Genomic DNA, 24,966 nt, shown 5'->3' with positions numbered 1-24,966 from the left:
CCAATCATGGAATTTAAAAAGATAAAGCGCATCAATATTTTTATATTGTTGGCAATGTTTTTTTCTAGTGCAGTTGTTGCGCAAGAGTCAGTCAAGGCATTTCAGATGATTGAGACTGAATCAAAAAGTGAAATTTGGGTTAATCCGGGGATGTATTCTGAGCATTTTCAAAAGAATCAAAATTTGAATAGTAATAACTGGGGCTTGGGATTGGAGTACCGATTCTCGACTGTTGCATCAGCAACCATCGGTAACTATAAAAATAGCGATAACGGTCACTCAAAGTATGTTGGGCTCTACTATCAGCCTTTTGCTATAGGCCCAGTGAAGTTGGGGGTTGTCGGGGGAGGGTTTAATGGTTACCAGTCGGTGAATAATGGAGGGTGGTTTCCGGCTATTTTGCCGGCGTTAACAGTTGAGGGGGGTAGATTTGGCGCGAATCTCTTTGTAATCCCAACCGTGGGCGATCGTTTACACGGCGCAATTTCTTTGCAGGTAAAACTGAAGCTTTACGAATAAAGGCGATTAGTACGATTTATTTTATGGCGATTTTGGTTTGCGTCTACTTCCCCGTCTTCCACTCTCCACTCTTGCCGCCACTCTTTTCCAAGAGCTTGATATCACCCATCACCATGCCCCTGTCTACTGCTTTGCACATATCGTAGATTGTGAGTAGGGCAACTTGGACTGCGGTGAGGGCCTCCATTTCAACGCCGGTAGGCCCTGTAGTTTCTGCTCTTACTTGGCAGGTGATACTGTTATCTTGAGGGTTAGTTTGAAACTCTAGGCTAACGTGGGTTAGGGCTAATGGGTGGCAAAGAGGTATCAAGTCGGACGTTCTCTTGGATGCTTGAATGCCGGCAATTCTGGCGATACCCAGGACATCACCCTTTTTATGGGTACCAGCTTCAACCATTTTGAAGGTTGCGGGAAGCATAGTGATCTTGCCGCTAGCTATAGCGATACGGTGGGTGCTGGGCTTATCGCCAACGTTTACCATATGGGCTTGCCCACTGGCATCAAAATGAGTTAGTTTGTTCATGGGATAAGTTTTACCATATAGAGATGCAAGACATAAAGTCAGATCGAAAAATCACTTTTTTGCACCGTACTTTGGCTGTTTGGCTGATGATGGGGTTAACTTTTTCTGGATTTCCTGCTTATTCTGAAACTGGTACAGGAGACGTCTCTGTAGAGGGCAATTCTGCTGCTATTCAGAATATTGGTAGAGCCATGCAATCGCCTGATGCACGTCCGGCCAATGCGCCAACACGAAGCGCTTTGCGCAGCCAGCCAGCAATCGTTTTGCCAGATATGGGTGATCCAGGTGGCGATGCTTTAAGTCGAGTGGATGAGCGTAAATACGGTGAAATGATCATGCGCCAGATTCGTCCCGACTCTGATTATTCAAACGATTTACCTCTTTATGATTTCCTAAATCAGATGGAGCGTCGCTTATTGCAAGCAGCAAAAAAATTACAGCTTGGCGGTGCAAATGAGCAAGGTAGCGGAGCATATGACTTCGAAGTATTTCCCGTTAAGGACAGTAGTATTAATGCGTTTGCATTACCCGGGGGCTTCATTGGATTTCATACGGGATTAATTGTGAGCGCGGAATCCGATTCTGAGATTGCTTCAGTCATGGGGCATGAAACAGGGCACGTATTACAGCGTCATCTAGCTCGTCAGATGGATAAGCAGGCTACAAATACGATGATTGCAATTGCTGGCATGGTGCTTGGTGCACTAGCGATGTCTCGTAATCCTCAGGCGGCAGCGGGCCTTATGCAAGGTGGTCAGGCGGCTGCTATCAGCAATCAACTCTCTTATTCAAGAGATGCAGAGCGTGAAGCTGATCGTATTGGCTTTCAGATTTTGGAGGCTAGCGGATACGATGTAAATGGTGCGCCAGGTTTTTTCCAACGCTTACAAAAATCTACTGGGATTATGGATAAAGGTGTGCCCGCTTATGTGCGTACCCACCCCTTAACAACGGATCGCATTGCGGATATGCAAGATCGGGCGCGGACTGTAGTTGCCCGTAATGTCCCAAGTTCCATTGAGTTTTATTTCATCAAGGCACGAGCGCGTATGGAGCAGGCTGGTAGTTCGAGCGGACTCTATGATTTAAAAAATACTTTTGACAGTTTAAGCAAGCAAGCTCAAATTGGAAAACAGTTAGAAGGTTTTTATGGGTTAGCACTTATCGCTCAACGCCAAGGAAAAATTGATCAAGCTGAATCCAATCTACAGCAGGCGCGCAATTTAGCTCAGAAGGCTAGTGCCCCGGGATCCCCTATTCAGAGGCAGAGTTTGTCATTAGATATCACCACCTCTGAATTGGCTTTGGCTAAGGGTAAAGGTGAAGAGGCCCTACAAATTGCCCAGGCAACGCTACGGGCATACCCACAATCTTATGCAGCGGGTGCGGCAATGATTAATGCCGAATTAAAACTCGGCCGCACTAATGATGCAATTTCTTGGCTAAGGGCACGAACAAGATCTCAGCCCAATGAAATCGTGTGGTGGAATTTATTGTCTAAGTCCTATGATCAAGCTGGGAATGTCCCTATGCGCCATTACGCGCTTGGTGAAAAATACGCTCTTGAAGGGGCTTGGCCCTCAGCAATTGAACAACTTCGCATTGCTCGCTCGGCTGGCGGTGCTGATTATTACCAGGGCTCTAGTATTGATGCGCGTTTGCGTGAAATGCAGAAGCAATATCAAGATGAGCTTAAGGAACAGGGCAAACAAGCTCCTGGTTAAGATTGCGGCGTAGCTTGATAATGAAAGCGCGTAGCTAATTCTTGTGAATGTACCGGGTCTAGTGGGAGCTCTTTTCCTTGCCAGATCCAGGATCCTCCAAAACTACAAGCTTCTTCGCGGAGTTTGGCCAGCTCAGAAAAATAATCTAGATCGTGATCATGTAAAAGGGCAATTGCTTGAGACGCTCCTTTGAGAAACTGACCGTTTTCATTGACGTGGCTATTGCCGTCATAAATCGTTTGATTAACTTTCCCAACAATATAAATATTTCCATTTTCATCGCTTAGAGCTGAACCCGGATCAATGACGTTATGACATTGAGTCAAAAATTCAGTGCCTTGCTCGTTTGGAATGATGCGTGCTATCCATGGGGTGGCATCTAACGTAATAAAGACACGCTGCGGACCATTTTGAAAAAAATACCTTCCGAGTTCATCACATGCGTAGTTGCGAGAAATAAAGTCATTGAGAGCAACGTGTTGAATGACTTGGCCTGGAAGACGATTTTGTTGGGCAAACTCATCGCGCATCCGCCATTGGCCGCGACGATCCAGGGCTAGCCAACCAAAGCAATCAGGCACATTTGGCCACTTCATCAGTGACCGTAGTACTTGATCATCCATAGTGTTTAGTGCAGGCCGTGTGGTGTAGAAGGTGCGTCGAAGGTTTCTTCGGTGGAGTGACTTGCGTGTAAGTGCGCAATACGCCATCCCTGACTATCTTGCAGAAGTACCAGTGTGATATTGAGGAAAAATTCTGCTTCAACTTGATCTGCTCTTAAATGAACAGCCTCGGTAGTGTCATACACGGCAGCGCCAAGTACAGAGTGGCTAATGCATGCGATAGGCTCTAGGAAGAGTGGTTGCTTTGCAAGTAGTCGCTCCAAACCTTCGCGAATTTCTGTATGTCCAGTTAAGCGATGTCCCTCAGGGAGAACGCAAGTAATGGAATCGTCATCCAGCCAAATATCTAAAGCGCTTTGTACGTCACGATGGCTCAATGCATCACGCCATGCCTCGACAACATCATCTGCATTTTGAAAGAGTCTGGCAAGTTTAGGCATGGCTTACTTTTCCTGAGTTAAGACGGTAATGTGTTCAGTGTAGCCAATACCTGTGCTGGCAATATGTCATTTAAGCACTTAAGGTGCCCTAGGGGGCACTCTCTCTTATGGCAGGGGCTGCAAGGTAGGTTTAGCCAAATAACTTGAGCTTTGTCGGACAGTGGTGGCGTATGAGCGGGATCGCTTGACCCAAAAATTGCAACTTGAGGTGTTTTGAGAGCTGCTGCAATATGCATTAAGCCGGAGTCATTGCTGATGACTGCTTTACTCATGCCAATTAGAGCGATTGCTTCATCAAGAGAGGTATCGCCACACCAGTTATGGATATGACCATCTTGTTTGGCTTGAGCCTCGATTTCTTGGGCAAGAGGGCGATCGCTTTTGCTGCCCAAAAGGATGATTTGATTATTTGGGTTATTGGCAACAATGCTTTGCGCCAACTCCGCAAAGTGGCTAGTTGGCCAACGTTTAGTTGGACCATACTCTGCGCCAGGGCACATCACGTAAATATGTGACTCATCAATGCGGGCGGTTTTTAATTTAGCTTGTACCGAGTGATGAGCTGGACTAGATACATTTAACTTTGGTGTGAGATTGACGTTGGTTGGTGAAGCATGCTCACCATTTAAAATCTGACCCAATGCAAGATAGTGTTCAACCATCGGCGGCCGATTTACTTTACTTGGATTATCTAGCGCTACGTTAATTAAGCCAAAGCGCAACTCACCGCGATAGCCAATTCGAAAAGGAATATTAGCAAGCCAAGGAATCAGCGCTGACTTCAAGCTATTGGGCAGAACAAAACACGCCTGATATTTTTTTAGTGCAAGCTTACTGGCCAATTCTTTACGCAAGCCCCATTGCAATTGTTTGTGCTCAAACTTTGCTTCGATGACTTCGTGTATTTCAGAACAAGCGCGATAGATTGGAGCAACCCAAGTGCTGGCTAGGACATCAATTTTTGATTCTGGATATTGTGCTTTGAGAGACGCCAGCAAGGGCTGTGTCATTACTGCATCCCCAATCCAATTTGGGGCGATGATCAGAATACCGTGCATGTAATGTATCCCGACTCAGCGCCTCACCGGGAGGCGCTGATAAGGTTTAGTGACCGTGTGGTTCAGTGCCGGGAATGAGTTTGTACTCTGCGCCGCAATAAGGACACTTCGCTTCACCGGTTTTGGTAATGTCCATGAAAACGCGTGGATGCGAGTTCCAGGCTGGTGTTTTATTGGTGGGGCAATGTAACGGCAAGTCCTTGCCATCCACCATCACAACTTGAGCTTGAGTCATATGCTATTCCTAATTACCGAAGTTACTTTACGTAGGTGAGCCAAGATTTGTATTGATCGTTTCTGCCGTACACCGCATCGAAATATGTCTTCTGAATTTTTTCGGTGATCGGACCACGTTTACCATCACCAATGGTGCGATCGTCCAATTCACGAATTGGGGTTACTTCAGCAGCAGTGCCTGTGAAGAATGCTTCATCAGCTGAATACACTTCATCACGGGTGATACGTTTTTCACGAACCTCATAACCGAGATCCTTTGCAATCTGAATCACGGAGTCACGAGTAATGCCATCTAAGCAAGAAGCTAAGTCTGGGGTGTATACGATGCCATTGCGAACCATAAAGAGGTTTTCGCCGGAGCCTTCAGAAACATAGCCTTCGGTATCAAGCAATAAAGCTTCATCATATCCATTAGCGGTAACTTCTTGATTGGCCAAAATGGAGTTGATGTAGTAGCCAGATGCCTTGGCGCGCACTAAGGAAGAGTTAACAAAGTGGCGGGTAAAAGAGGAGGTTTTCACCCGAATACCCTTATTTAGGCCATCTTCACCCAAATAGGCACCCCATTGCCAGGCTGCGATTGAGGTATGAATGCTGTTCCCTTTTGGGGAGATTCCCAGCTTTTGTGAGCCAATAAAGATGATTGGGCGGATATAGCAGGCTTCTAGCTTATTGCTATTTACCGTGTCGATAATGCCCTTGGTGACCTCTTCAGGGCTATAAGGCATGTTCATTTGGAAGATCTTAGTTCCATTAAACAGGCGCTTTACATGCTCTGGAAGGCGGAAAATGGCGGTTCCTTGGGGGGTTTTGTAGGCGCGAATACCCTCAAACACGCCCATCCCATAGTGCAGGCTATGTGTCAGCACATGAACATTAGCCTCACGCCAAGGAATCAGCTTCCCATCAGTCCAAATAAAGCCATCGCGGTCTGACATCGACATTTTCTTTACCTTTTGTGTCTATTAAGTATTTATAAAAGCGGTTTAAGCAAGGCATCAGGCCAGTAGATATTGGTCTTTTAGCCCAGAATGCATTTAAGTCCTTATTGTAGAGCAGGCAGGGCAGTCTGTCGGCTTGGATCCTTAGGGAAAATGGGTCAGAGCCTTTAGAATGGAGTATTGCCCATAAATCATCTTATTTACCCAAGCTCATGCCGGAATCCTTATTTAAAGTTAAGCGTTTAAGCGAATTAGCCCAGTCAGGTCAATTAAAGGGTAAGCGGGTTTTAATCCGCGCCGATCTGAATGTCCCTCAGGACGAGGCTGGAAATATTACTGAAGACACTCGAATTCGGGCATCAATGCCGGCTGTGCAAATGTGTTTGGATGCTGGCGCAGCGGTGATGGTGACTTCTCATTTGGGTCGCCCAACAGAGGGTGAATTCAAACCAGAAGATAGTTTGGCACCTGTCGCTGATCGGATTGCAAGTTTGCTTAATCGCAAAGTTCCTTTAATCAGCGATTGGGTGAATGGCGGCTTTGAGGTAAATCCAGGCGAGCTGGTATTGCTAGAGAACTGTCGTCTAAACGTTGGTGAAAAAAAGAACAACGACGAACTAGCAAAAAAGATTGCTGCATTGTGTGATGTATATGTCAACGATGCATTTGGAACTGCTCATCGCGCGGAAGCAACCACTCATGGTGTAGCGAAGTTTGCTCCAATAGCTTGTGCTGGTCCTTTGATGGCTGCTGAGTTGGATGCGTTGAGTCGCGCATTAGCAAGTCCAAAACGCCCTTTAGTAGCAATCGTTGCGGGCTCCAAAGTTTCTTCTAAGCTCACCATCCTTAAGGCTTTATCAGAAAAGGTTGACGAGTTGATTGTGGGTGGCGGTATTGCGAATACCTTCATGCTGGCCAAAGGCTTGCCCATCGGTAAATCTCTTGCCGAACCTGATTTGGTTAATGAAGCCAGAGAAATCATGGAGATAATGGAAAAGCGTGGCGCTCATGTTCCTATTCCAGAAGACGTTGTTGTCGCAAATGAACTGTCTCCATTAGCCCGTGCAAACCGCGTACCTGCAGATCAAGTTGCAGAAGACGACATGATTTTGGATATTGGTCCAAAGACTGCGGCTCGTTTATCGATCATGCTTGCTCATGCCGGCACTATTGTTTGGAATGGCCCATTAGGCGTTTTTGAAATCGATCAGTTTGGTGGCGGCACCAAAATGTTGGCCGCAGCAATTGCACACTCCCCAGCTTTCTCTATTGCTGGCGGTGGCGATACTTTGGCAGCTATCGCGAAGTACGGTATTGAGAATCAAGTGGATTACATCTCTACTGGCGGCGGCGCCTTCTTGGAGTTCCTTGAAGGCAAAACCTTGCCAGCCTTTGCAGTACTTGCTGAAAGAGCGAAAGATTAAATATGTTGAGAGCAACAAAGATCATTGCAACCCTAGGGCCTGCCTCAGAAAAGCCTGCAGTGTTGCGTGACATGATTCGTGCCGGAGTCGATGTGGTGCGGATGAATTTCTCACACGGTACTGTGGCTGACCATAAGGCACGTCATGATTTAGTGCGCACCATTTCTGCGGAAGCTGGTAAAGAAGTTGGCATTATGGCTGACTTACAGGGACCCAAAATCCGTGTTGGAAAGTTTGCAGAAAACAAAATTTTGCTCAAAGAGGGCGATAAATTTACTCTTGATATAGCTTGTGAACTTGGTGATCAAACCAAAGTTGGCCTTGATTACAAAGAGCTGCCGGGCGATGTAAAGCCAGGTGATCGTCTTTTGTTAAACGACGGCTTAGTTGTTCTGACAGTTGCGAGCGTGAAGGGCGGAGAGATTTTTACCATTGTTGAGCAGGGTGGACCGCTTTCTAATAACAAAGGTATTAACCGCGCTGGCGGTGGTTTAACTGCCCCCGCTCTGACTGAAAAAGATATTGCGGATTTAGATGCAGCGATTGCCATGGGTGTCGATTTCTTGGCAATTAGCTTTCCAAAGGATGGCGCTGATATGGCGTATGCCCGAAAGTTGGCAGACGCTGCTAGTGCTAAGTACGGTGTTGGAAAAGTGAGAACAATTGCCAAGGTAGAGCGCGCAGAGGCGATTGAACCTGAAGCACTCAAAAGCATCATTGCTGAGAGTGACGGCATTATGGTTGCACGTGGCGACCTTGCTATAGAGGTTGGTAATGCTGCGGTACCTGCATTACAAAAGCGCATGATTGCTTGGGCGCGTGAGGCGGATAAATTTACGATTACCGCTACACAAATGATGGAGTCCATGATTAATGCACCAGTACCAACGCGCGCTGAAGTAAGCGACGTTGCAAACGCAGTATTGGATGGAACCGATGCGGTCATGTTGTCTGCTGAATCGGCTGCGGGTATGTATCCAGTTCAGACCATTAAAGCAATGGCAGAGATTTGTGTGGAAGCTGAGAAATCAGATCGTGTGAAACTCGATACCGACTTTTTGGATCAAACCTTCACTCGCATTGATCAGACGATTGCCCTTGGAGCTCTTTTCACGGCTCATCATTTAAATGCAAATGCCATTGCAGCTTTGACTGACTCAGGTTCAACAGCAATCTGGATGAGTCGTCACAATATTCATGTGCCTATTTTTGCGCTGACCTCTAAGATTGCTACACAACGTGCATTAAGCACTTATCGAAATGTGACTCCAATTGGCTTGGACTACACCAAGGATCGCGACACTGCATTACAAGAAGTGGAAGCATGCTTGAAAAAAGTAGGCGCAGTCAAAATGGGCGATACCGTTGTGTTGACCTCTGGCGAGCCTATGGGTGAGCCTGGTGGAACCAATACTCTCAAGATTATTCATGTGAAGTAATTCACAGCTTTAACTAAACGATTTATTTTTTAAACCTAATTACTATTTATTAAGAGAACATCATGGCTTTAGTATCTTTAAGACAACTCTTGGATCACGCTGCTGAAAATGGTTATGGCCTACCAGCATTTAACGTCAACAACTTAGAGCAAGTGACTGCGATTATGGAGGCCGCGAATGAGGCTGATTCCCCAGTCATCATGCAGGCTTCTGCAGGCGCACGTAAGTACGCTGGTGAAGCGTTCTTGCGTCACCTCATTTCTGCTGCAGTTGAGGCTTATCCACATATTCCTGTAGTGATGCATCAAGACCATGGTCAAAGCCCTGCAGTTTGTATGGCGGCAATTAAGAGTGGCTTTACAAGCGTGATGATGGATGGTTCATTGGAAGCTGACGGTAAAACAGTTGCTAGCTATGAATACAACGTAGATGTTTCTAAAGAGGTGGTGAAGTTCTCTCACTCCATTGGAGTCACGGTTGAGGCTGAGTTGGGTGTTTTAGGCTCACTCGAGACAATGCAAGGTGACAAGGAAGACGGTCATGGGGCTGACGGCAAGATGACTCGTGAACAGTTGCTTACTGACGTTGAGCAAGCAGCCGATTTTGTGAAGGCAACGCAGTGCGATGCTTTGGCAATTGCGATTGGTACTAGCCATGGAGCATATAAGTTCAGCAAGAAGCCTACAGGCGATATTTTGGCAATCGATCGTATTAAAGAAATTCATGCGCGTATTCCAAATACTCATTTGGTGATGCACGGCTCGTCTAGCGTTCCCCAAGAGTTGTTGGCTGAGATTCGTGAGTTTGGAGGCGATATGAAAGAAACTTATGGTGTTCCTGTTGAAGAAATTCAAGAGGGCATTAAGAATGGTGTTCGTAAGATCAATATTGATACCGATATTCGTTTAGCAATGACGGGCGCAATTCGTCGTTACTTTATTGAGAATCCTTCTAAATTTGATCCACGCGATTATTTGAAGCCAGCTCGTGAAGCCGCTAAGAAAGTATGTATTGCACGCTTCCAAGCCTTTGGTTCTGCTGGTCAAGCATCCAAAATTAAGCCAATTTCTTTAGAGAAGATGGCTGAGCTATATAAAAGCGGCAAATTAACTCAAATTGTGAAGTGATTTAAAAATGGCCGCTTTGTACGCAACCTCTATTAAGTCATTGCCTTTGTTATCTAAAGGTAAAGTGCGAGATGTATATGCTTTAGATGATGACAAGTTATTAATGATTACGACTGACCGTCTCTCTGCATTTGATGTGGTGATGGGCGAGCCTATTCCCGAGAAGGGCGTAGTTCTGAATCAAATGGCTAATTTTTGGTTTGATAAGTTAGCTTCTGTTATCTCAAATCATTTAACAGGTATTGATCCGGCTACTGTAGTAGCTCCTGATGAAGTAAATCAAGTGAAAGGTCGCGCAGTGGTAGCTAAACGCTTAAAGCCAATTTTGGTTGAAGCGGTGGTACGTGGCTATTTAGCTGGTAGCGGCTGGAAAGATTACAAAGAAACCGGCAAGGTTTGTGGAATTCCGCTGCCAGCCGGTTTAGAAAATGCTCAAAAATTACCTGAACCTATTTTTACTCCAGCAGCTAAAGCTGAAGTCGGTGAGCATGATGAAAATATTTCATTTGAGAAAGTGATTGAGCTTATTGGTGAAAAATTGGCCAATCAAATTCGTGAAGTAAGTATTCATTTGTATCAAGAGGCTTCTGAATATGCAGCTACTCGTGGGATCATTATTGCGGATACCAAGTTTGAGTTTGGCTTGGATGCCAATGGTCAATTGGTGTTGATGGATGAGATCCTTACTGCTGACTCTTCACGATTCTGGCCGGCTGAGACTTACTATGTTGGATCAAACCCACCTTCTTATGACAAGCAGTTTGTTCGTGATTGGCTCGAAACCGCGATGGTGAATGGCAAGCCGTGGCCTAAAACAGCCCCTGCACCTCAATTGCCGGCGGATGTTATTGAAAAGACTGCGCAGAAGTATCGCGAAGCCTTAACCAGGCTTACTGAGTAAGGTTAACTCGGGGATAATAAGACCCTTGGGGAAAAATTGAAGGTATTTGGAGAGGTAAATGAGCAAGAAGCCAATTGTCGGAATAGTAATGGGGTCCAACTCAGATTGGGACACTATGCAGCACGCCGCTCAAATGCTTGAGCAATTTGGTATCGCTCATGAAGCTAAAGTGCTCTCTGCACACCGCATGCCAGACGATATGTTTCAGTATGCTGAAAATGCACAAGCAAATGGCTTGCAAGCCATTATTGCTGGCGCAGGTGGTGCAGCACATTTACCAGGCATGCTTGCATCCAAAACGATTGTTCCGGTTTATGGTGTGCCAGTAGCTAGCAAATATTTGCGTGGCGAAGATTCGCTATATTCAATCGTGCAGATGCCAAAAGGCATTCCGGTTGCCACTTTTGCAATTGGTGAAGCCGGCGCAGCCAATGCCGCCTTGCATGTCATTGCTGGCTTGGCTTTGCATGATGCTGATTTGGCAAAGCGCTTAGAAGATTTCCGTGCGAAGCAGTCTGATACCGCGCGTTCAATGAATTTGCCGGGATATTAATTACATGGCAGATCGTATGGAACCCATTTTGCCGGGTTCGTATTTAGGAATTTTAGGCGGCGGCCAATTGGGGCGCATGTTTACCCAGGCTGCCCAGGCTATGGGCTATAAAGTTTGTGTTCTAGATCCCGGCTCTGATAGCCCTGCAGGTTCGATTGCTGAAAAATTTATTCAAGCCGATTACACTGACTCTGCTGCCTTAAAAGAAATGGCCGCTCTTTGTCCATCAGTAAGTACTGAGTTTGAGAATGTGCCAGCGCAAGCATTAGATGAATTAGAGGCTTTAGGTGTATTCGTTGCGCCACGTAGTAGTTGCGTTTCTTTGGCGCAGAATCGGGTAGCAGAGAAAAAGTTTCTAGCCACCTGGAAATCCGAAACCAATATTGGCCCAGCACCATACGCCGTTGTTGAGCATGATGCTGATATTTCACATATTCCAGCTGATTTGTTTCCTGGAATATTAAAGACGGCGCGTATGGGCTATGACGGTAAAGGTCAAATTACTGTTTACACGGCAGCGGATTTGCCGGCAGCCTGGGCTGAATTAAGCAAAGTTCCTTGTGTATTAGAAAAGCGCATGGATTTGGATTTTGAAGTGTCTGCCTTAGTTGTGCGCGGATACGATGATGCTGTGGTTGCTTATCCAGTTTCACAAAATATTCACCGCGATGGTATTTTGCACACCTCTACTGTGCCAGCGCCATCATTAAAGCCAGCACAAGAAAAAAAGATTGTAGAAGCGGCAAAGGCACTCATACGAAAGATTGATTACGTGGGCGTACTTTGCGTGGAGTTCTTTGTTCTTAAGAATGGCGATATCGTTGCTAATGAAATCGCGCCTCGTCCACATAACTCTGGCCACTACACGATGGATGCTTGTGTTAGCAGTCAATTTGAGCAACAGGTTAGAGCAATGGCTCGCCTACCTTTGGGTGATACGCGTCAGTTAGCGCCTGTATCAATGCTGAACTTATTGGGTGATCTTTGGTTTGAAGGTAGTGAAGATCAGCCAAAAGAACCTGCCTGGAATCAAGTGCTAGCGCATCCTGATGCTAAATTGCATTTGTATGGAAAGTCCGAACCTCGCATGGGTAGAAAAATGGGTCACATCAATTGCCTGGGCGAAGCTCTCAATGAAGCACGCCAAAATTGCGCAGCCGTTGCTACTGAATTAGGGATCGAGCCCTAGAAATGTCCAGCGACAGTAGCCTGCAGTCTTCTGCAGTAATTAACGAAGCAGTGCAAACCTTGCGTGATGGTGGATTAGTCGCCTTTCCGACCGAGACCGTTTATGGATTAGGCGCGGATGCTAAAAATGCTAAAGCCATTAAGAAGATATTTACCGCTAAGGGTCGCCCCTCGAATCACCCATTAATTGTTCACCTAGCTGCACCTGATAAGTTTGATCAGGCTCAAGTCGATTGGGTGCCAATACTGTCGACTTGGGCAAGAGATGTTTCCGAAGAGGCCTTAAAGCTGCTTAATGCATTTTGGCCAGGACCCCTAACGCTGGTCTTCAAAAAAGATAAAAGCGTGTTGACGGATTTGACTGGCGGCCAAGATACAGTGGCGATTCGTGCACCGTCACATCCTATTGCCCAAGAGCTATTGCGTAAATTTAAGGGCGGCGTTGTAGCGCCATCAGCCAATCGTTTCGGCAAGGTTTCACCGACCAGCGCTTCAGATGTTCGTCATGAATTTGAAGGCATGCTCGATTTGATGATCTTGGATGGGGGCGATTGCGAGGTTGGAATCGAGTCAACCATTATTGATTTATCCGCAGGTGATAAAGCAGTACTTCTCAGGCCAGGCGCAATTACTCCAAGCGAGATCTTTGCTAAGACAGGTGTCAAGGTATATCTGCCTGGTGAGCTAAGGGCAAATGAATTGACGGAAGATCTTCCCAGAGTATCCGGAAGTCTCAAGGCTCATTACGCTCCAACTACGCCTTTGCGCTTGTATGCCTCAGGTCGCGTCTTAGATGCATTAAGCGAATTTCCAGATATTAAATCTCGCGTTGCAGTAGCGGTGTGGGATTCTGACTCTTCCCTGGGTGATGATGGCCACCCATCTGCTCACTTTGAAGAAGTTGAAGTGCCAAGTGATAGTGCTGCTTTTGCAAGCCGCCTATACCGTTCACTGCGCGATTTAGATCAGCAAGGCTGGGATCTGATTTTGTTTCCAGAACCGCCGGCGGGTGAGGAGTGGGATGGCGTGAGAGACCGACTTCAGCGGGCGTGCTTTGGTTCTGGACCATTCTCTAGTAGCCACATCAGTAACTGATCATGTGCTTCAAGACCTCTCCAAGCATTGGGGTGGTTAATAAAAGAAGTCACGGCGTACATCTTTCCTGATTTACTCAAAACGTAACCTGATATTGCACGCACATCTGCTAGTGAGCCAGTCTTAATTCTGACCTCAGGCTTTTTCTTGAGATGTAAAAACTTACGAAGTTGACCTAATAAGCGATTACGCATGGTGCCATCAGTTCCTGCTATTGGGAGACTACTATAGAACACTTCTGCTACAGGAAGATTGCGTGCAGTTAAGAGGAGTTGATTCATTTGCTCCGCTGAGATGGCTTCATTGCGAGATAACCCAGACCCATTTTCTATAACCAAGTCCGTAAAATTCAAACCGTTTTGTTTGAGCCAACTCTGAATTACTAAATCACCATTAGCAGTCGTTGCTGGTTTACCCATCTTTTCTAGGGCAAGCGTTAGCAGAAGTTGACGCGCCATTACATTGTTAGAGTATTTGTTAATGTCTAAAACATCATCAGCTAGTTTGATGCCTTCAAACTGCAGTAAAAGACGAGCAGCAAGCGGGACGCTGCCATCTTTGCCAATAGGGGGCTTGACCCAAGAGCCACCAGCTAACTCCCAGGCTGCTGCAAAGCCTTGCGTTAAGAAGGTATTGGCATCCAAAGCAATAATGTTGAAGTTCACGCCCTTGCAAGAGCTTGGAAAGGCTCCTGAGAAGTGGGCGGTCAAGGCTTGATCAGCATTGCTGATGCCTTCTGGATCTAATTTAAAACTAATATTGCTTTTCCAGTTATCGCAGGGGCGATCTACTAGCTGCATTTGATTCACCACCTTAAGTTGGGATAGAGCAGGGGTGTAGTTGATATCAATAAAGTCAGCTGTACGTGACTTGCCTAATTGAAAAGAGAGGGTGCGGAAGGCGTACAGCAATGGATCTGGCGGAACGTTATAGGCACGTAAAGATTCGCCATCAATCGTGTTATGTTCCATCACGCTTGGCGCATAGGCACTACGATCAAAGAATAAATTACCATCAATTTTTTGAATTCCAAGATTCTGTAAATCTTTCATCATCTTGGCGAGCTCTTCTGGAATGAGTTTTGGATCACCTGTGCCTTGTAAATACAGATTGCCCTCCAAGACTCCTTGACGAATCATTCCGTCGGTATAAATGTTAGTACGCCAACGATATTGAGGCCCCAAAATATCCAAACCCCCTAGGGTGGTTAGCAGCTTCATCGTTGAGGCAGGGTTCATGACTACTTCAGAGCGCCAACCCAATATATTTTTGGCAATATGTTTTCCTGGGCGTCCGGGCTCAATCTCTATCACTGAGATGCTGATGGCTTCTTTAGGGATTTGGTTTCTCTCAAGACTGCTGGATATAGACTTAGGTATATTTAGTGAAGCAGCATTACTAGCGGCAGCACTGAAGCTGGCAAGCCAAAATAGGACTGCCATAAAAACCGGGTAATGAAGAAAATATGAGCGCATTCCTCATAGGATAAACCCACCTTATTAGAAGAGGTGCCTCTTCAAGGTTTAGGATTCTGGTATTTCGACTTATAGCCTGCAATAACATGATTTTGCTGCGTCAGCAATTGAGTGAACTTGTCTATCTTGTGACTCAAATTGCCCTTTTGCTCGAGTTCGATGCAGCCCTGAATAAATGATTTAGCACTAAGCAGCTGGGCGCCACCTTTTACCTTGTGAACTAGGCTACTGAAGGTTGTCTCATCACATTGAATGCTTTCTAGCATCTCAAGAGCTTCATCATGAACCTTCTTAATCTCATTTAATATCACCAAAATCTGACTGGGACTATCCTTCAGTAGGCTTGCAAATGCGTCAAATGAATATTCTTCAGCGCCAACTTTTGAGGTATTTTTTTCAGCAATATCCTGAATTGAGAAATAGCGAGTCAATTCATTTTCTAGAGTCATTAAGCTTAATGGTTTGATTAGAACGCTATTCATACCTGCAGCAAAAAACTGATGTCGTGAATCTAGTGCATAAATATCTGCTGTAACAGCAATGATGACGAGATCATGATGCCCCAGATCGCGAATTCGCTTAGCCAACTCTGAGCCTTGCATTCCTGGGATGGACTGATCAGTTAACAAGAGATCGAAATTAGTATGAGAAATTAAATCTAGAGCGGTATGTGCGTTATCGCAAACGACTACCCCAATTCCAAGCGCCTCTAATTGCAAGGAAATAATTTGCCTGCTAGCGGGATGATCCTCAACTACTAGGGCGCGCAAGGTGCGGTTGGATTTGTTAAGGCATTTGGATACTAACCTTCTTGACTCAGAAGTTCTCCCCTTGATCGGCTCTTGTTCGGACGCAGCAAGGCTGGTGCGAGGGAATGCAACGCAAAAATGAATATTGCTACCAAATCCTGGGGCGCTATCAAAATAAAGTTGACTACCCATTGAGGTGACTAAGTGATTGGTGATGGTTAGACCAAGGCCAGTACCTTTGTGTTGTTCACTAGTGCCCGGAATTTGCTCGAATGCTTGTAATGCAATCTCAATATCTTCAGCTCCCATGCCTACACCAGTATCAACCACTCGAAACTCAATCAACTGTCCCGCATGGTCATCTGCCAAAACGCTGATGGAGAAATAAATCTCTCCATGCTCTGTGAATTTGATGGCATTGCTAATCAAGTTTTGAAGGATTTGCCGCAGACGGAGTGCATCAATCATCAGTACTTGAGCAACTCGGGGGTCTTTTGAGGTATGAAGGCTGAGATTTTGGATCTGCGCAACTGTTGAAAATGCAGAATCAATATCGTCAATGAGTGTGTTGAGGCAGCAAGGTTCTAAATTGAGGGTTAGCTTGCCTGCTTCAATCTTGGAAAGATCTAAAACTTGATTAAGAATTCCTAGGAGTGACTCCGCTGATGAGTGAGCGCTTTTGAGTAATGCCTTTTCATTATTTGGGAGAGGACTGTTTAGCAATAGCTCTTGCACCCCTAAAATAGCATTCATTGGCGTACGAATTTCATGGCTCATCGTCGCTAGAAATGAAGACTTTGCAGCATTCGCTTTTTCGGCAAGCTCTTTAGAATTCATGAGTCTCTCAGTTTGATGAGTATGAAGTTGATTGTTTCTTTTTATGTACCAAAGCATCAAGGCCCCGACCAGCAAGATCGATAAGACGCTAATCCACGTAAGTTGCGGCAAATTGGACTTGGCAGCATACCCCCAGGCTTCACTTGAATGAAGGGCAAACAGATTGCGTGATTCCATGGGGTCTAAGTGATTCAGAAAGCCGCCAAGTACGGCATGCAAAGCCTCGTTCTGATGAGTTACTAGCCAGCGGTATTCAAAGGGTTCTCGGTTATATAGGCCATTTAATTGCAATTCCTGACTGTTAGCTTTCTGAATAATATGTTGCGCTAGGCGAACTGGTAGGACGAGTGCTTCGATATCATTTTTGATTAGATCAAAGACTAATTTCTCAGTATGACTAGAAAGTCTTGATTGCGGGTGAGTGGGTAATGGAGGGTTTTCATAGCCACGATCGAAGTAGGCAATATTGCTTGGTTCCATAGGCGCATTAATTTCTGAGCGCTTTGTCAAAATCGCATCATGACCCCAAAAAATTGCCTCTGATAGGGAGCCAAATTTTAAGTATTCGTCATCCATGGTGGGTGGATCAATAATGAAATCGACTTCTCCATTGGCGAGTTGTTGTAATCCTTCTTGATCACTCTTACGCCATCTAGGCAGAAATTCTTGCTTGGTAAATTCACTGAGCTTAATCAAGATATTGTGAAAAACACCCGCCTCACCCTTGTCATTAAATTCTAGAAAGGGAGCATATTTTTCATGAATGCTAAAACGAACTACAGGATTGGCATCGATCCATCTTTGCTCAACGGGGCTGAGCAAATTTGCATAGGCATTACCTAGGATCCCATTTAGTAGGATGAAGAAAGTAGTGCGGGCGATAGATCGACGCATACTGTTTTAGCTTTCGATGATATTGTTCATACGACAGAACAAGATCAGGTCGGCAATATTGTTTATTCCAAGTTTGTCAAAGACTCTAGTCTTGTAAGTAGCCACCGTTTTATTGCTGATATGCAACATATCGGAAATCTGCTGATTAGTGTTGCCCTTGCCAAGATATTTCATGACCTGTAATTCACGATCAGAAATCAATGCAAGCTTATCGTTGTCACTTAATGAGCTATTGCCATTCTTGCCATGAGTGAAAAAGTTATAACCTTGCGATATAGCAACGCAGGCGGCCAAGATAACATCTGCCCCTGCAGTTTTATTCACAAAACCATGCCCACCTAAAGAGCGTACCCGCCCTCCATATACCGCTTCATCCATACTAGAGAGAACTAACATGCGGACATCGGGATACATAAGGCCAATACGGCGGATCACATCAAACCCATCGGTCTTGGGCATATCCAAATCTAGAATGACCATATTGGGATTCACTTCTTTCATAGATCTGAGGCACTCCTCTCCATTTTGAGCTTGCCCTGCAATCTCAAATAACAACTGGTCTTGCAACATACTCTTAAGGGCCATCAGCATTGCTGGATGGTCATCTACCAACATCACGCGTTTTCTCATTACTTGTCTCCGTTTTGGTTTTGGGGTTGATGAGGGTGAAGCGAAAAAATGGCTTTAGCGATACGGCTATCATTTATTTGAATCATTTGATGACGACTGACTGGCGCCATCATGAGTCCCCCATAAGCATGATCTGCAATGAGTGTTGACGCATTTTCTAAATCTTTTACTAAGCCAATGTTGCTCGCATAAATTTGTGCGGGTGAGTAGGGTGATTGCCTTAAATGAGATAGCACATCACTGCCTAGGTCTTTCTCACGAAGTTTGCTTATATCAATATGCACCCCTTCTATTTGCATTTCAGTAATCCAATGCAACTCCTCGGCACTGCCGCAGAAATTTAACAAATGTAGCAAGACACCTAGTCTTCGCATGCGAAGAAAACCCTCCTTGCAGGAATCCACGATGGCAGGGTCTGGGGTAGATTGAATGCCTATTGCAACCAACCCAACTGGTAGGCGCGAGTTCAAAATCAATTCGCTCATTGCATCTACATAGCTACTTGAGGCTAAGGCGTGAGTTGGCATTGGCAGAATGCCAGGAATAAAGCGACCGCTACGATACCAGTACGAAACGGTATCTAGACCTTCCATAAATAAGCGCAGTAGCTGCATATCTGATGCGGCAAGCAATGGTTTAAATAAGGATCCTGTCAGTTTTGTTCCCTTGCAGTTAAAAATAGGTTCATGGCTAATCGCTTGTCGTTTGGACCAGGATTGATGTTCTTCGAGAGCTTGGCTGCTAAGGCCAAGCCAGGGGTCGCCACAGGCGTCTCGTACTTCGTGGAAGGGCTTGTTCTTCCATGCCTTTACAAGCGTGTACAGCCGGGATTTCGGGCTCATCAGCATTCTCCAATCGGTGACTGTCCAGTCTAGGCAGGACGGATTGGAGCGGTAAGGGCTTTAGGCTGATTTATCTGTAGGAATTAGCCTACCAGCCTGTCCCCATTATAAAAAAGCTAATTCCTTAAGAAATTTATGGAGATCCACCCTTGAAATCTCAGGATTCAGACCTATATAATCAGCACTCCCTACATGCGAGTGCTAAAAAGGTAATTTATCACTAGATTGCCTGAAAACTCCATGTAATGAGATTGTAAAGCATTGATTTATATAGTTTATTTAAATAGTTAACACTTACTAACATAGGAGAAGAGATGAATTTGCGTCCCTTACATGATCGCGTAATCATCAAGCGTCTAGATCAAGAATCAAAAACTGCTTCCGGAATCATCATTCCTGACGCTGCTGCAGAAAAACCTGATCAAGGTGAAGTTTTGGCAGTGGGCCCAGGCAAACGTGATGACAGCGGCAAATTAAACGCACCTGACGTCAAAGTTGGCGATCGCGTTTTGTTTGGCAAATATGCAGGTCAAACAGTAAAAGTTGACAGCGAAGAACTCATCGTGATGCGTGAAGACGACATCATGGCTGTTGTACAGAAGTAATTTCGGTATTTAAGAGAGGAATTTAATCATGGCAGCAAAAGACGTTGTATTTGGAGATAGCGCCCGTACCAAGATGGTCGAAGGCGTAAACATTCTTGCTAATGCAGTGAAAACAACTTTGGGACCAAAAGGTCGCAACGTGGTAATCGAGCGTTCATTCGGTGGACCAACAATCACTAAAGACGGTGTATCTGTTGCAAAAGAAATCGAACTCAAAGACAAGCTCCAGAACATGGGTGCGCAGATGGTTAAGGAAGTAGCTTCCAAAACTGCTGACATCGCTGGTGACGGTACAACCACCGCTACTGTTTTAGCTCAGTCAATCGTTCGAGAAGGTATGAAATATGTAGTTTCAGGCCATAACCCAATGGACTTGAAGCGTGGCATCGATAAGGCTGTTACAGCTGCAATCGAAGAGCTTGCAAAAATTAGCAAGCCTTGCACAACTACTAAAGAAATCGCTCAAGTAGGCTCTATCTCTGCAAACAGCGACCACAGCATTGGTCAGCGCATCGCAGAAGCAATGGAAAAAGTAGGCAAAGAAGGCGTTATCACTGTTGAAGATGGCAAGTCCTTGGAAGACGAGCTTGAAGTGGTTGAAGGTATGCAGTTTGATCGCGGTTACCTCTCCCCATACTTCATCAATCAACCAGAAAAACAAGTTGCCGTATTGGAAAGCCCATACGTTCTCTTGTTTGACAAGAAGATTGCCAATATCCGTGATTTGCTCCCAGTACTCGAGCAAGTAGCAAAATCTGGTCGTCCATTGTTGATCATTGCGGAAGATGTTGAAGGCGAAGCCTTGGCAACTTTGGTTGTGAATAACATCCGCGGCATTATCAAAACCTGTGCTGTTAAGGCTCCTGGTTTCGGTGATCGTCGTAAAGCCATGTTGGAAGACATCGCGATTTTGACTGGCGGTACAGTAATCGCTGAAGAAATCGGCCTCACACTCGAGAAAACAACTCTTGAGCACTTGGGTCAAGCCAAGCGCATCGAAGTGGGCAAAGAAAACACCATCATTATCGACGGTGCTGGCGATGCTAAAGCGATTGAAGCTCGCGTGAAGAACATTCGTGTTCAGATCGAAGAAGCGACTAGCGACTACGATAAAGAGAAATTGCAAGAGCGTGTAGCCAAGTTGGCTGGCGGTGTTGCAGTGATTCGTGTTGGCGCTGCTACTGAAGTAGAAATGAAAGAGAAGAAGGCTCGTGTTGACGACGCATTGCATGCAACTCGTGCAGCTGTTGAAGAAGGTATTGTGCCTGGTGGCGGCGTAGCATTGATTCGTGCAATGCAAGGTATCAAGGGATTGAAAGGCGACAATGCTGATCAAGACGCTGGTATCAGCATCGTATTGCGCGCTATGCAAGAACCATTGCGCACTATCGTTAGCAATGCTGGCGAAGACGCAGGCGTGGTTGTTAATGCTGTTCAAGCAAGCAAAGGTAATAACGGCTACAACGCAGCTACCGGTGAATACGGTGATCTCGTTGCACAAGGTGTTATTGACCCAACTAAGGTAACTAAAACTGCGTTGGTAAATGCAGCTTCTGTTGCCGGCCTCTTGTTGACTACTGATTGCGCAATTTCTGAGGCGCCAAAGGATGAGTCTGCTGGTGGCGGCATGCCTGATATGGGTGGTATGGGCGGCATGGGTGGTATGGGCGGCATGATGTAATAGCTCTACCTCTCCAGTTAGCTTGCTGTAGAAACAAAAACGCCTGGTTCAAAAGACCGGGCGTTTTTTATTTGGTACAGTGAACCCATGAATAAATCATTTGTATTTCTGGCGATTTCTCTTGTGCTGACAATAGGTGAGGCTTGTTCTCAAGCTCCTACCCAACAAACCCCAATCTTTGAAAAAAGCATATCGAACCTGCGTAATCAGCGTTATTGCGAAGTCTTGATTGGTAAGCGCGATTGGCTCAAGCTTGAGGTGAGGGTATTTAATACTCAAGGCCTTAATCTTTGTCCCGAGGCGCAATGGCGTGCGCTGTCTAAAGAGTCGATTGTCAAAGCTTATGACGCTTCGTTTGCCATCTTAAATGGCCCGCGCTATTGGATGATGGATGAAATTCAGGCGGCCGGGAATACCGTCAATGACGTAAAAGAGACGTTTGGTGGCATTGAGATGAATTTGCGGGCAACAGTAAAGTTGAGTTTGCTGAAGCAGTTGATGGGTAGCAAGAATTACACTGCCAATGAAGTTGTCCGCACTACCAACTTTGTCTATAGAGCCGGTAGCACTGTTTATGAATTAACTTCCCCGGCTGGCGATATCTATGTGATGCAATCGTATTCACAAATTGTGAATCCTACGCTCAATATGAAAGATCTGCCAATATTGAGCGAGCAGCTGAAATTACCAGCTGGCTGGATTTACCGTAGTCGAGTGCTTGACCAAGACCTCTCTTTGGTCGCTAATGGCGTTGCATATGTTCTACAAGACAACTTATCCAATAGCTATCAAAGAAGATAATTACTGCAACGACTGTGAAAAGGCTTATTGCAATAGTTTTTGAGTTCTCAATAAGTCAGCATTAAAGGCGTCGTACGGAAATAGCTGATTTGGGAACTCTAGGGCGAAAATGACGTATAGCGCGAAACCCATTAGCCCGAGGTAAATAGCGGTTAAAAACCAATCCTCTTCATTTTTGACGGCCATGGCATAGCCACTTAAAAGCGCGCCAATTGACAGCAAGGTAAATAAGAAGCGCTCAAGAATTGCAGGAGGGTGGTGTCTGGCATTTAGCATGCCATTTTTGAAAACTTCTATCAAGTGATCTGTTTGGGGCCTCAAGATCTTATCAGCCAACTCTTTTGTGCCAGCTGGCGCGCGAGGAATGCTTAGCATCATTAATTCATTGAAGTCATTTATCTTGTGGCCCAGGCGTTCCAAATTTTCATTCAATGCTGTAAATGAAAGTACCCCTTGGTAAATTTCTAGACGATCTGCAAGAATTTCTTTTAGATTATTCCGTACTGCGTTTTGGTCTGCTGTGTTCAGATATTTACTGGACTGATAGATTTGGGTGATAGCATCTGCTTGGGCACGATTAATGCTAATACGTTCATCAAAATGGTCATTAGCACTCGAAAATGTAAATCCTAGAACAAGTGCAGATAAGCCAAAGATAGCTGCTGCCAACGAGTCTCGAACGATTACTTTATCTGAGGTACGTAGGCGGTATTTACCAATGAGCCAGCCAATGCCTAAGAAAATGAGAATTGATACAAGAAAAATGTAGGGAGCAAATCGCACTGCACTAAGGTGACTTTCGATGAAGTAATGCATATTTAGCTCTCGTTCGGTGGTATTGCCTGGTTCAAAGTATATTCAGTGTAATAAAAAACCGCCCGAAGGCGGTTAATTATTTGATAGTCTGAAGGTTAGACTTATTCAACAGCCTTAACCATCTCTTCAACCACTTTCTTCGCATCACCGAAGACCATCATGGTTTTATCCATATAGAAGAGTTCGTTATCTAGGCCAGCATAACCAGCGGCCATTGAGCGCTTGTTAACGATGATGGTTTTAGCTTTAAACGCTTCCAAGATTGGCATACCAAAAATTGGGCTGCCTGGAGTACGTGCCGCTGGGTTAACTACGTCGTTAGCACCAAGCACCAAGACCACGTCAGCTTGACCAAAATCACTGTTGATATCTTCCATCTCGAACACTTGATCGTATGGCACTTCAGCTTCGGCCAAGAGAACGTTCATATGACCAGGCATCCGACCAGCAACTGGGTGAATAGCGTATTTCACAGTCACGCCATGATGAGTTAACTTTTCAGTCAATTCTTTCAGTGCGTGTTGAGCGCGAGCAACCGCTAAGCCATAACCTGGAACAATGATCACAGTGTCAGCGTTTTCCATCAAGAAAGCAGCATCTTCAGGTGAGCCTGTTTTGTAGTTCTTAGGCCCGCCGTCATCGCCACCACCCGCAGCAGCTTCAGCACCAAAGCCGCCGAGCAACACAGCCAGAATTGAGCGATTCATCGCCTTACACATGATGTAGGACAGAATGGCGCCAGATGAACCTACGCAAGCACCCGCAATAATCAATACGGGGTTATTTAAGGTAAAGCCAATACCTGCTGCAGCCCAACCAGAATAACTATTGAGCATCGATACAACCACTGGCATATCGGCACCGCCGATAGGAATGATCAAAGTTACGCCCAATACTAGAGCGACCGCACACATTACTAGGAATGCTTCATGACTACCAGTCATGAAGTACATTACGCCGCCGCCAACCATAGTGATTGCTAGGAGAAGGTTGAGTAAATGTTGTCCAGCAAAAGTAACTGGCTTGCCACTGACCTTACCTGATAACTTACCGAAGGCAATAACCGATGCAGTAAAGGTGATTGCACCGATAAATGCGCCAATAAAGAGCTCAATCTTTTGCGCGCCAGTATGGTCGTGTGCTGGATTGAATACAGCTGCAATCGCGATCAATACAGCTGACAAACCTACGAAGGAGTGCATCAAAGCTACCAACTCTGGCATCTTAGTCATCTGCACACGCTTAGCAGCAATGGTTCCAATAACAGCGCCACCAACGATTGCAGCAATGATTAATGAAAATACAGGCTTGAAGTCTGGGATCATGAATGTCGTGATCACAGCAAGCAACATACCAATCATGCCAAAGGTATTACCTTGGCGTGAAGTGGTTGGTGAAGACAAGCCACGCAAAGCGAGGATGAACAACACCGATGAGATGAGATAAGAAATAGCGGTTATGTTTGACATAGTTTTGGTCTCTATATAGGTCTTGTTCTAGGTTTATTTAGTTCCAGCCGCATCAGCCTTAGGGGCTTTTTTCTTGAACATTTCAAGCATGCGACGGGTGACCATAAAGCCACCAAAAATATTAATTGAGGCGAGGAATACGGCAACGGCACCAATAATGCTGGTCAGGGTAATTTCATCGCCACCAATTACTTCGGTTTGAAGTAATGCGCCAACGATGATGATGCCGGAGATTGCATTAGTTACCGCCATTAAAGGTGTATGCAATGCTGGGGTCACGTTCCAAACTACGTGATAGCCTACAAAAATGGCCAATACAAACACAGTAATGTTTTGAACGGTGAGGATGCTTTGAAAGGCAGCGAGATCCATAAT

25 protein-coding genes are annotated in these 24,966 nt (G+C 45.4%); 12 read left to right on the top strand and 13 right to left on the bottom strand.

All coding sequences use genetic code 11. The features are described 5' to 3' along the window. Positions 1-6 precede the first annotated feature (6 nt). Positions 7-519, top strand: a complete 513-nt coding sequence (locus tag ICW03_RS09710) for a hypothetical protein (RefSeq protein WP_251374390.1) — start codon at positions 7-9, stop codon at positions 517-519. 43 nt (positions 520-562) lie between these two features. Here the strand turns inward: ICW03_RS09710 and moaC are convergent, their stop codons facing one another. Continuing rightward, the gene (moaC, locus tag ICW03_RS09705) at positions 563-1,042 is read right to left on the bottom strand and encodes a cyclic pyranopterin monophosphate synthase MoaC (RefSeq protein WP_215347726.1); all 480 of its coding nucleotides are present in this window, start codon (positions 1,040-1,042) and stop codon (positions 563-565) included. A gap of 23 nt (positions 1,043-1,065) precedes the next feature. Here moaC and ICW03_RS09700 point away from each other — a divergent pair, with 23 nt between their 5' ends. After that, a complete protein-coding gene (locus ICW03_RS09700) occupies positions 1,066-2,766 on the top strand; it encodes a M48 family metalloprotease (protein ID WP_215347724.1) in 1,701 nt (566 codons plus the stop codon). On the opposite strand, the gene ICW03_RS09695 is transcribed toward ICW03_RS09700, so the two are convergent. From ICW03_RS09695 to ICW03_RS09675, 5 genes are read right to left on the bottom strand one after another with little or no spacing between them, the layout of a single operon-like run. Then, on the bottom strand, positions 2,763-3,362 hold the full coding sequence (locus tag ICW03_RS09695; protein WP_251374389.1) for a DUF2946 family protein: 600 nt from the start codon (positions 3,360-3,362) through the stop codon (positions 2,763-2,765). The two genes, ICW03_RS09700 and ICW03_RS09695, sit on opposite strands and share 4 nt — an antisense overlap. 32 nt (positions 3,363-3,394) lie before the next feature. Beyond that, positions 3,395-3,829, bottom strand: coding sequence for a nuclear transport factor 2 family protein (locus ICW03_RS09690; protein ID WP_215347720.1), 435 nt, complete (start codon positions 3,827-3,829; stop codon positions 3,395-3,397). A gap of 17 nt (positions 3,830-3,846) precedes the next feature. Beyond that, positions 3,847-4,887, bottom strand: coding sequence for a lipopolysaccharide heptosyltransferase II (gene waaF, locus ICW03_RS09685; RefSeq protein WP_215347718.1), 1,041 nt, complete (start codon positions 4,885-4,887; stop codon positions 3,847-3,849). A gap of 46 nt (positions 4,888-4,933) precedes the next feature. Further along, a complete protein-coding gene (locus ICW03_RS09680) occupies positions 4,934-5,122 on the bottom strand; it encodes a zinc-finger domain-containing protein (protein ID WP_215347716.1) in 189 nt (62 codons plus the stop codon). A 22-nt stretch (positions 5,123-5,144) separates the two neighbouring features. Further along, entirely contained in the window at positions 5,145-6,068 is a 924-nt protein-coding gene (locus ICW03_RS09675; protein WP_215347714.1) for a branched-chain amino acid transaminase, read from the bottom strand. Between the two features lie 209 nt (positions 6,069-6,277). On the opposite strand from ICW03_RS09675, the gene ICW03_RS09670 reads away from it, so the two are divergent. From ICW03_RS09670 to ICW03_RS09640, 7 genes are all read left to right on the top strand, one after another. Next, positions 6,278-7,489, top strand: a complete 1,212-nt coding sequence (locus tag ICW03_RS09670) for a phosphoglycerate kinase (protein WP_215347712.1) — start codon at positions 6,278-6,280, stop codon at positions 7,487-7,489. A 2-nt stretch (positions 7,490-7,491) separates the two neighbouring features. Continuing rightward, the gene (pyk, locus tag ICW03_RS09665) at positions 7,492-8,928 is read left to right on the top strand and encodes a pyruvate kinase (RefSeq protein ID WP_215347710.1); all 1,437 of its coding nucleotides are present in this window, start codon (positions 7,492-7,494) and stop codon (positions 8,926-8,928) included. Between the two features lie 62 nt (positions 8,929-8,990). Next, entirely contained in the window at positions 8,991-10,055 is a 1,065-nt protein-coding gene (gene fba / locus ICW03_RS09660) for a class II fructose-bisphosphate aldolase (protein WP_215347708.1), read from the top strand. A 7-nt stretch (positions 10,056-10,062) separates the two neighbouring features. Further along, positions 10,063-10,956 (top strand): phosphoribosylaminoimidazolesuccinocarboxamide synthase, encoded by an 894-nt coding sequence (locus tag ICW03_RS09655; protein ID WP_215347706.1) that lies wholly within the window; start codon positions 10,063-10,065, stop codon positions 10,954-10,956. A 58-nt stretch (positions 10,957-11,014) separates the two neighbouring features. Further along, a complete protein-coding gene (gene purE / locus ICW03_RS09650) occupies positions 11,015-11,509 on the top strand; it encodes a 5-(carboxyamino)imidazole ribonucleotide mutase (RefSeq protein ID WP_215347705.1) in 495 nt (164 codons plus the stop codon). Positions 11,510-11,513: 4 nt separating this feature from the next. Beyond that, positions 11,514-12,698, top strand: coding sequence for a 5-(carboxyamino)imidazole ribonucleotide synthase (locus tag ICW03_RS09645; RefSeq protein ID WP_215347702.1), 1,185 nt, complete (start codon positions 11,514-11,516; stop codon positions 12,696-12,698). Between the two features lie 2 nt (positions 12,699-12,700). After that, complete coding sequence (locus ICW03_RS09640) at positions 12,701-13,792, top strand: L-threonylcarbamoyladenylate synthase (RefSeq protein ID WP_215347700.1); 1,092 nt, start codon at positions 12,701-12,703, stop codon at positions 13,790-13,792. Here ICW03_RS09640 and dacB read toward each other — a convergent pair. From dacB to ICW03_RS09620, 4 genes are all read right to left on the bottom strand, one after another. Then, positions 13,738-15,234 carry a D-alanyl-D-alanine carboxypeptidase/D-alanyl-D-alanine-endopeptidase gene (gene dacB / locus ICW03_RS09635; protein ID WP_251374388.1) on the bottom strand — a complete coding sequence of 499 codons (1,497 nt, stop codon included), beginning with the start codon at positions 15,232-15,234 and terminating at the stop codon, positions 13,738-13,740. The two genes, ICW03_RS09640 and dacB, sit on opposite strands and share 55 nt — an antisense overlap. A gap of 74 nt (positions 15,235-15,308) precedes the next feature. Further along, positions 15,309-17,747, bottom strand: coding sequence for an ATP-binding protein (locus ICW03_RS09630; RefSeq protein ID WP_215347696.1), 2,439 nt, complete (start codon positions 17,745-17,747; stop codon positions 15,309-15,311). Between the two features lie 6 nt (positions 17,748-17,753). Next, a complete protein-coding gene (locus tag ICW03_RS09625; protein WP_215347694.1) occupies positions 17,754-18,377 on the bottom strand; it encodes a response regulator transcription factor in 624 nt (207 codons plus the stop codon). After that, entirely contained in the window at positions 18,377-19,219 is an 843-nt protein-coding gene (locus tag ICW03_RS09620) for a diguanylate phosphodiesterase (RefSeq protein WP_215347692.1), read from the bottom strand. Before ICW03_RS09620 ends, ICW03_RS09625 begins: the two co-directional genes overlap by 1 nt. 314 nt (positions 19,220-19,533) lie before the next feature. Here ICW03_RS09620 and ICW03_RS09615 point away from each other — a divergent pair, with 314 nt between their 5' ends. The 3 genes from ICW03_RS09615 to ICW03_RS09605 all read left to right on the top strand — a co-directional run bounded on the left by ICW03_RS09615 (position 19,534) and on the right by ICW03_RS09605 (position 22,306). Next, the gene (locus tag ICW03_RS09615) at positions 19,534-19,824 is read left to right on the top strand and encodes a co-chaperone GroES (protein ID WP_072582790.1); all 291 of its coding nucleotides are present in this window, start codon (positions 19,534-19,536) and stop codon (positions 19,822-19,824) included. A 28-nt stretch (positions 19,825-19,852) separates the two neighbouring features. Then, positions 19,853-21,505, top strand: coding sequence for a chaperonin GroEL (groL, locus tag ICW03_RS09610; protein ID WP_068320933.1), 1,653 nt, complete (start codon positions 19,853-19,855; stop codon positions 21,503-21,505). 87 nt (positions 21,506-21,592) lie between these two features. Beyond that, on the top strand, positions 21,593-22,306 hold the full coding sequence (locus tag ICW03_RS09605) for a hypothetical protein (RefSeq protein WP_215347690.1): 714 nt from the start codon (positions 21,593-21,595) through the stop codon (positions 22,304-22,306). Positions 22,307-22,330: 24 nt separating this feature from the next. Here the strand turns inward: ICW03_RS09605 and ICW03_RS09600 are convergent, their stop codons facing one another. From ICW03_RS09600 to ICW03_RS09590, 3 genes are all read right to left on the bottom strand, one after another. Then, entirely contained in the window at positions 22,331-23,122 is a 792-nt protein-coding gene (locus ICW03_RS09600; protein WP_215347688.1) for a hypothetical protein, read from the bottom strand. Between the two features lie 101 nt (positions 23,123-23,223). Further along, positions 23,224-24,591: an NAD(P)(+) transhydrogenase (Re/Si-specific) subunit beta gene (locus ICW03_RS09595; protein ID WP_215347686.1), complete on the bottom strand. Its 1,368-nt coding sequence runs from the start codon at positions 24,589-24,591 to the stop codon at positions 23,224-23,226. A gap of 33 nt (positions 24,592-24,624) precedes the next feature. Beyond that, the gene (locus ICW03_RS09590; RefSeq protein WP_011903634.1) at positions 24,625-24,963 is read right to left on the bottom strand and encodes a proton-translocating transhydrogenase family protein; all 339 of its coding nucleotides are present in this window, start codon (positions 24,961-24,963) and stop codon (positions 24,625-24,627) included. Between the last annotated feature and the right edge of the window lie 3 nt (positions 24,964-24,966).

Source organism: Polynucleobacter sp. MWH-Aus1W21 (assembly GCF_018687275.1).
Classification (GTDB): domain Bacteria; phylum Pseudomonadota; class Gammaproteobacteria; order Burkholderiales; family Burkholderiaceae; genus Polynucleobacter.
The sequence above is the reverse complement of the archived record's forward strand: the minus strand, read 5'-3'. Positions and strand labels throughout refer to the sequence as shown.

What these genes read in the sequence shown, in the direction of transcription:
- ICW03_RS09595 (WP_215347686.1), bottom strand. Translation starts at nt 24,591, where the DNA reads ATGTCAAACATAACCGCTATTTCTTATCTCATCTCATCGGTGTTGTTC.
- ICW03_RS09710 (WP_251374390.1), top strand. Translation starts at nt 7, where the DNA reads ATGGAATTTAAAAAGATAAAGCGCATCAATATTTTTATATTGTTGGCA.
- ICW03_RS09620 (WP_215347692.1), bottom strand. Translation starts at nt 19,219, where the DNA reads ATGAGCCCGAAATCCCGGCTGTACACGCTTGTAAAGGCATGGAAGAAC.
- groL (WP_068320933.1), top strand. Translation starts at nt 19,853, where the DNA reads ATGGCAGCAAAAGACGTTGTATTTGGAGATAGCGCCCGTACCAAGATG.
- purE (WP_215347705.1), top strand. Translation starts at nt 11,015, where the DNA reads ATGAGCAAGAAGCCAATTGTCGGAATAGTAATGGGGTCCAACTCAGAT.
- ICW03_RS09700 (WP_215347724.1), top strand. Translation starts at nt 1,066, where the DNA reads ATGCAAGACATAAAGTCAGATCGAAAAATCACTTTTTTGCACCGTACT.
- ICW03_RS09695 (WP_251374389.1), bottom strand. Translation starts at nt 3,362, where the DNA reads ATGAAGTGGCCAAATGTGCCTGATTGCTTTGGTTGGCTAGCCCTGGAT.
- pyk (WP_215347710.1), top strand. Translation starts at nt 7,492, where the DNA reads ATGTTGAGAGCAACAAAGATCATTGCAACCCTAGGGCCTGCCTCAGAA.
- ICW03_RS09690 (WP_215347720.1), bottom strand. Translation starts at nt 3,829, where the DNA reads ATGCCTAAACTTGCCAGACTCTTTCAAAATGCAGATGATGTTGTCGAG.
- ICW03_RS09680 (WP_215347716.1), bottom strand. Translation starts at nt 5,122, where the DNA reads ATGACTCAAGCTCAAGTTGTGATGGTGGATGGCAAGGACTTGCCGTTA.
- ICW03_RS09675 (WP_215347714.1), bottom strand. Translation starts at nt 6,068, where the DNA reads ATGTCGATGTCAGACCGCGATGGCTTTATTTGGACTGATGGGAAGCTG.
- ICW03_RS09630 (WP_215347696.1), bottom strand. Translation starts at nt 17,747, where the DNA reads ATGCGTCGATCTATCGCCCGCACTACTTTCTTCATCCTACTAAATGGG.
- ICW03_RS09625 (WP_215347694.1), bottom strand. Translation starts at nt 18,377, where the DNA reads ATGAGAAAACGCGTGATGTTGGTAGATGACCATCCAGCAATGCTGATG.
- ICW03_RS09645 (WP_215347702.1), top strand. Translation starts at nt 11,514, where the DNA reads ATGGCAGATCGTATGGAACCCATTTTGCCGGGTTCGTATTTAGGAATT.
- fba (WP_215347708.1), top strand. Translation starts at nt 8,991, where the DNA reads ATGGCTTTAGTATCTTTAAGACAACTCTTGGATCACGCTGCTGAAAAT.
- ICW03_RS09600 (WP_215347688.1), bottom strand. Translation starts at nt 23,122, where the DNA reads ATGCATTACTTCATCGAAAGTCACCTTAGTGCAGTGCGATTTGCTCCC.
- waaF (WP_215347718.1), bottom strand. Translation starts at nt 4,887, where the DNA reads ATGCACGGTATTCTGATCATCGCCCCAAATTGGATTGGGGATGCAGTA.
- ICW03_RS09590 (WP_011903634.1), bottom strand. Translation starts at nt 24,963, where the DNA reads ATGGATCTCGCTGCCTTTCAAAGCATCCTCACCGTTCAAAACATTACT.
- ICW03_RS09615 (WP_072582790.1), top strand. Translation starts at nt 19,534, where the DNA reads ATGAATTTGCGTCCCTTACATGATCGCGTAATCATCAAGCGTCTAGAT.
- ICW03_RS09670 (WP_215347712.1), top strand. Translation starts at nt 6,278, where the DNA reads ATGCCGGAATCCTTATTTAAAGTTAAGCGTTTAAGCGAATTAGCCCAG.
- ICW03_RS09655 (WP_215347706.1), top strand. Translation starts at nt 10,063, where the DNA reads ATGGCCGCTTTGTACGCAACCTCTATTAAGTCATTGCCTTTGTTATCT.
- ICW03_RS09640 (WP_215347700.1), top strand. Translation starts at nt 12,701, where the DNA reads ATGTCCAGCGACAGTAGCCTGCAGTCTTCTGCAGTAATTAACGAAGCA.
- moaC (WP_215347726.1), bottom strand. Translation starts at nt 1,042, where the DNA reads ATGAACAAACTAACTCATTTTGATGCCAGTGGGCAAGCCCATATGGTA.
- ICW03_RS09605 (WP_215347690.1), top strand. Translation starts at nt 21,593, where the DNA reads ATGAATAAATCATTTGTATTTCTGGCGATTTCTCTTGTGCTGACAATA.
- dacB (WP_251374388.1), bottom strand. Translation starts at nt 15,234, where the DNA reads ATGGCAGTCCTATTTTGGCTTGCCAGCTTCAGTGCTGCCGCTAGTAAT.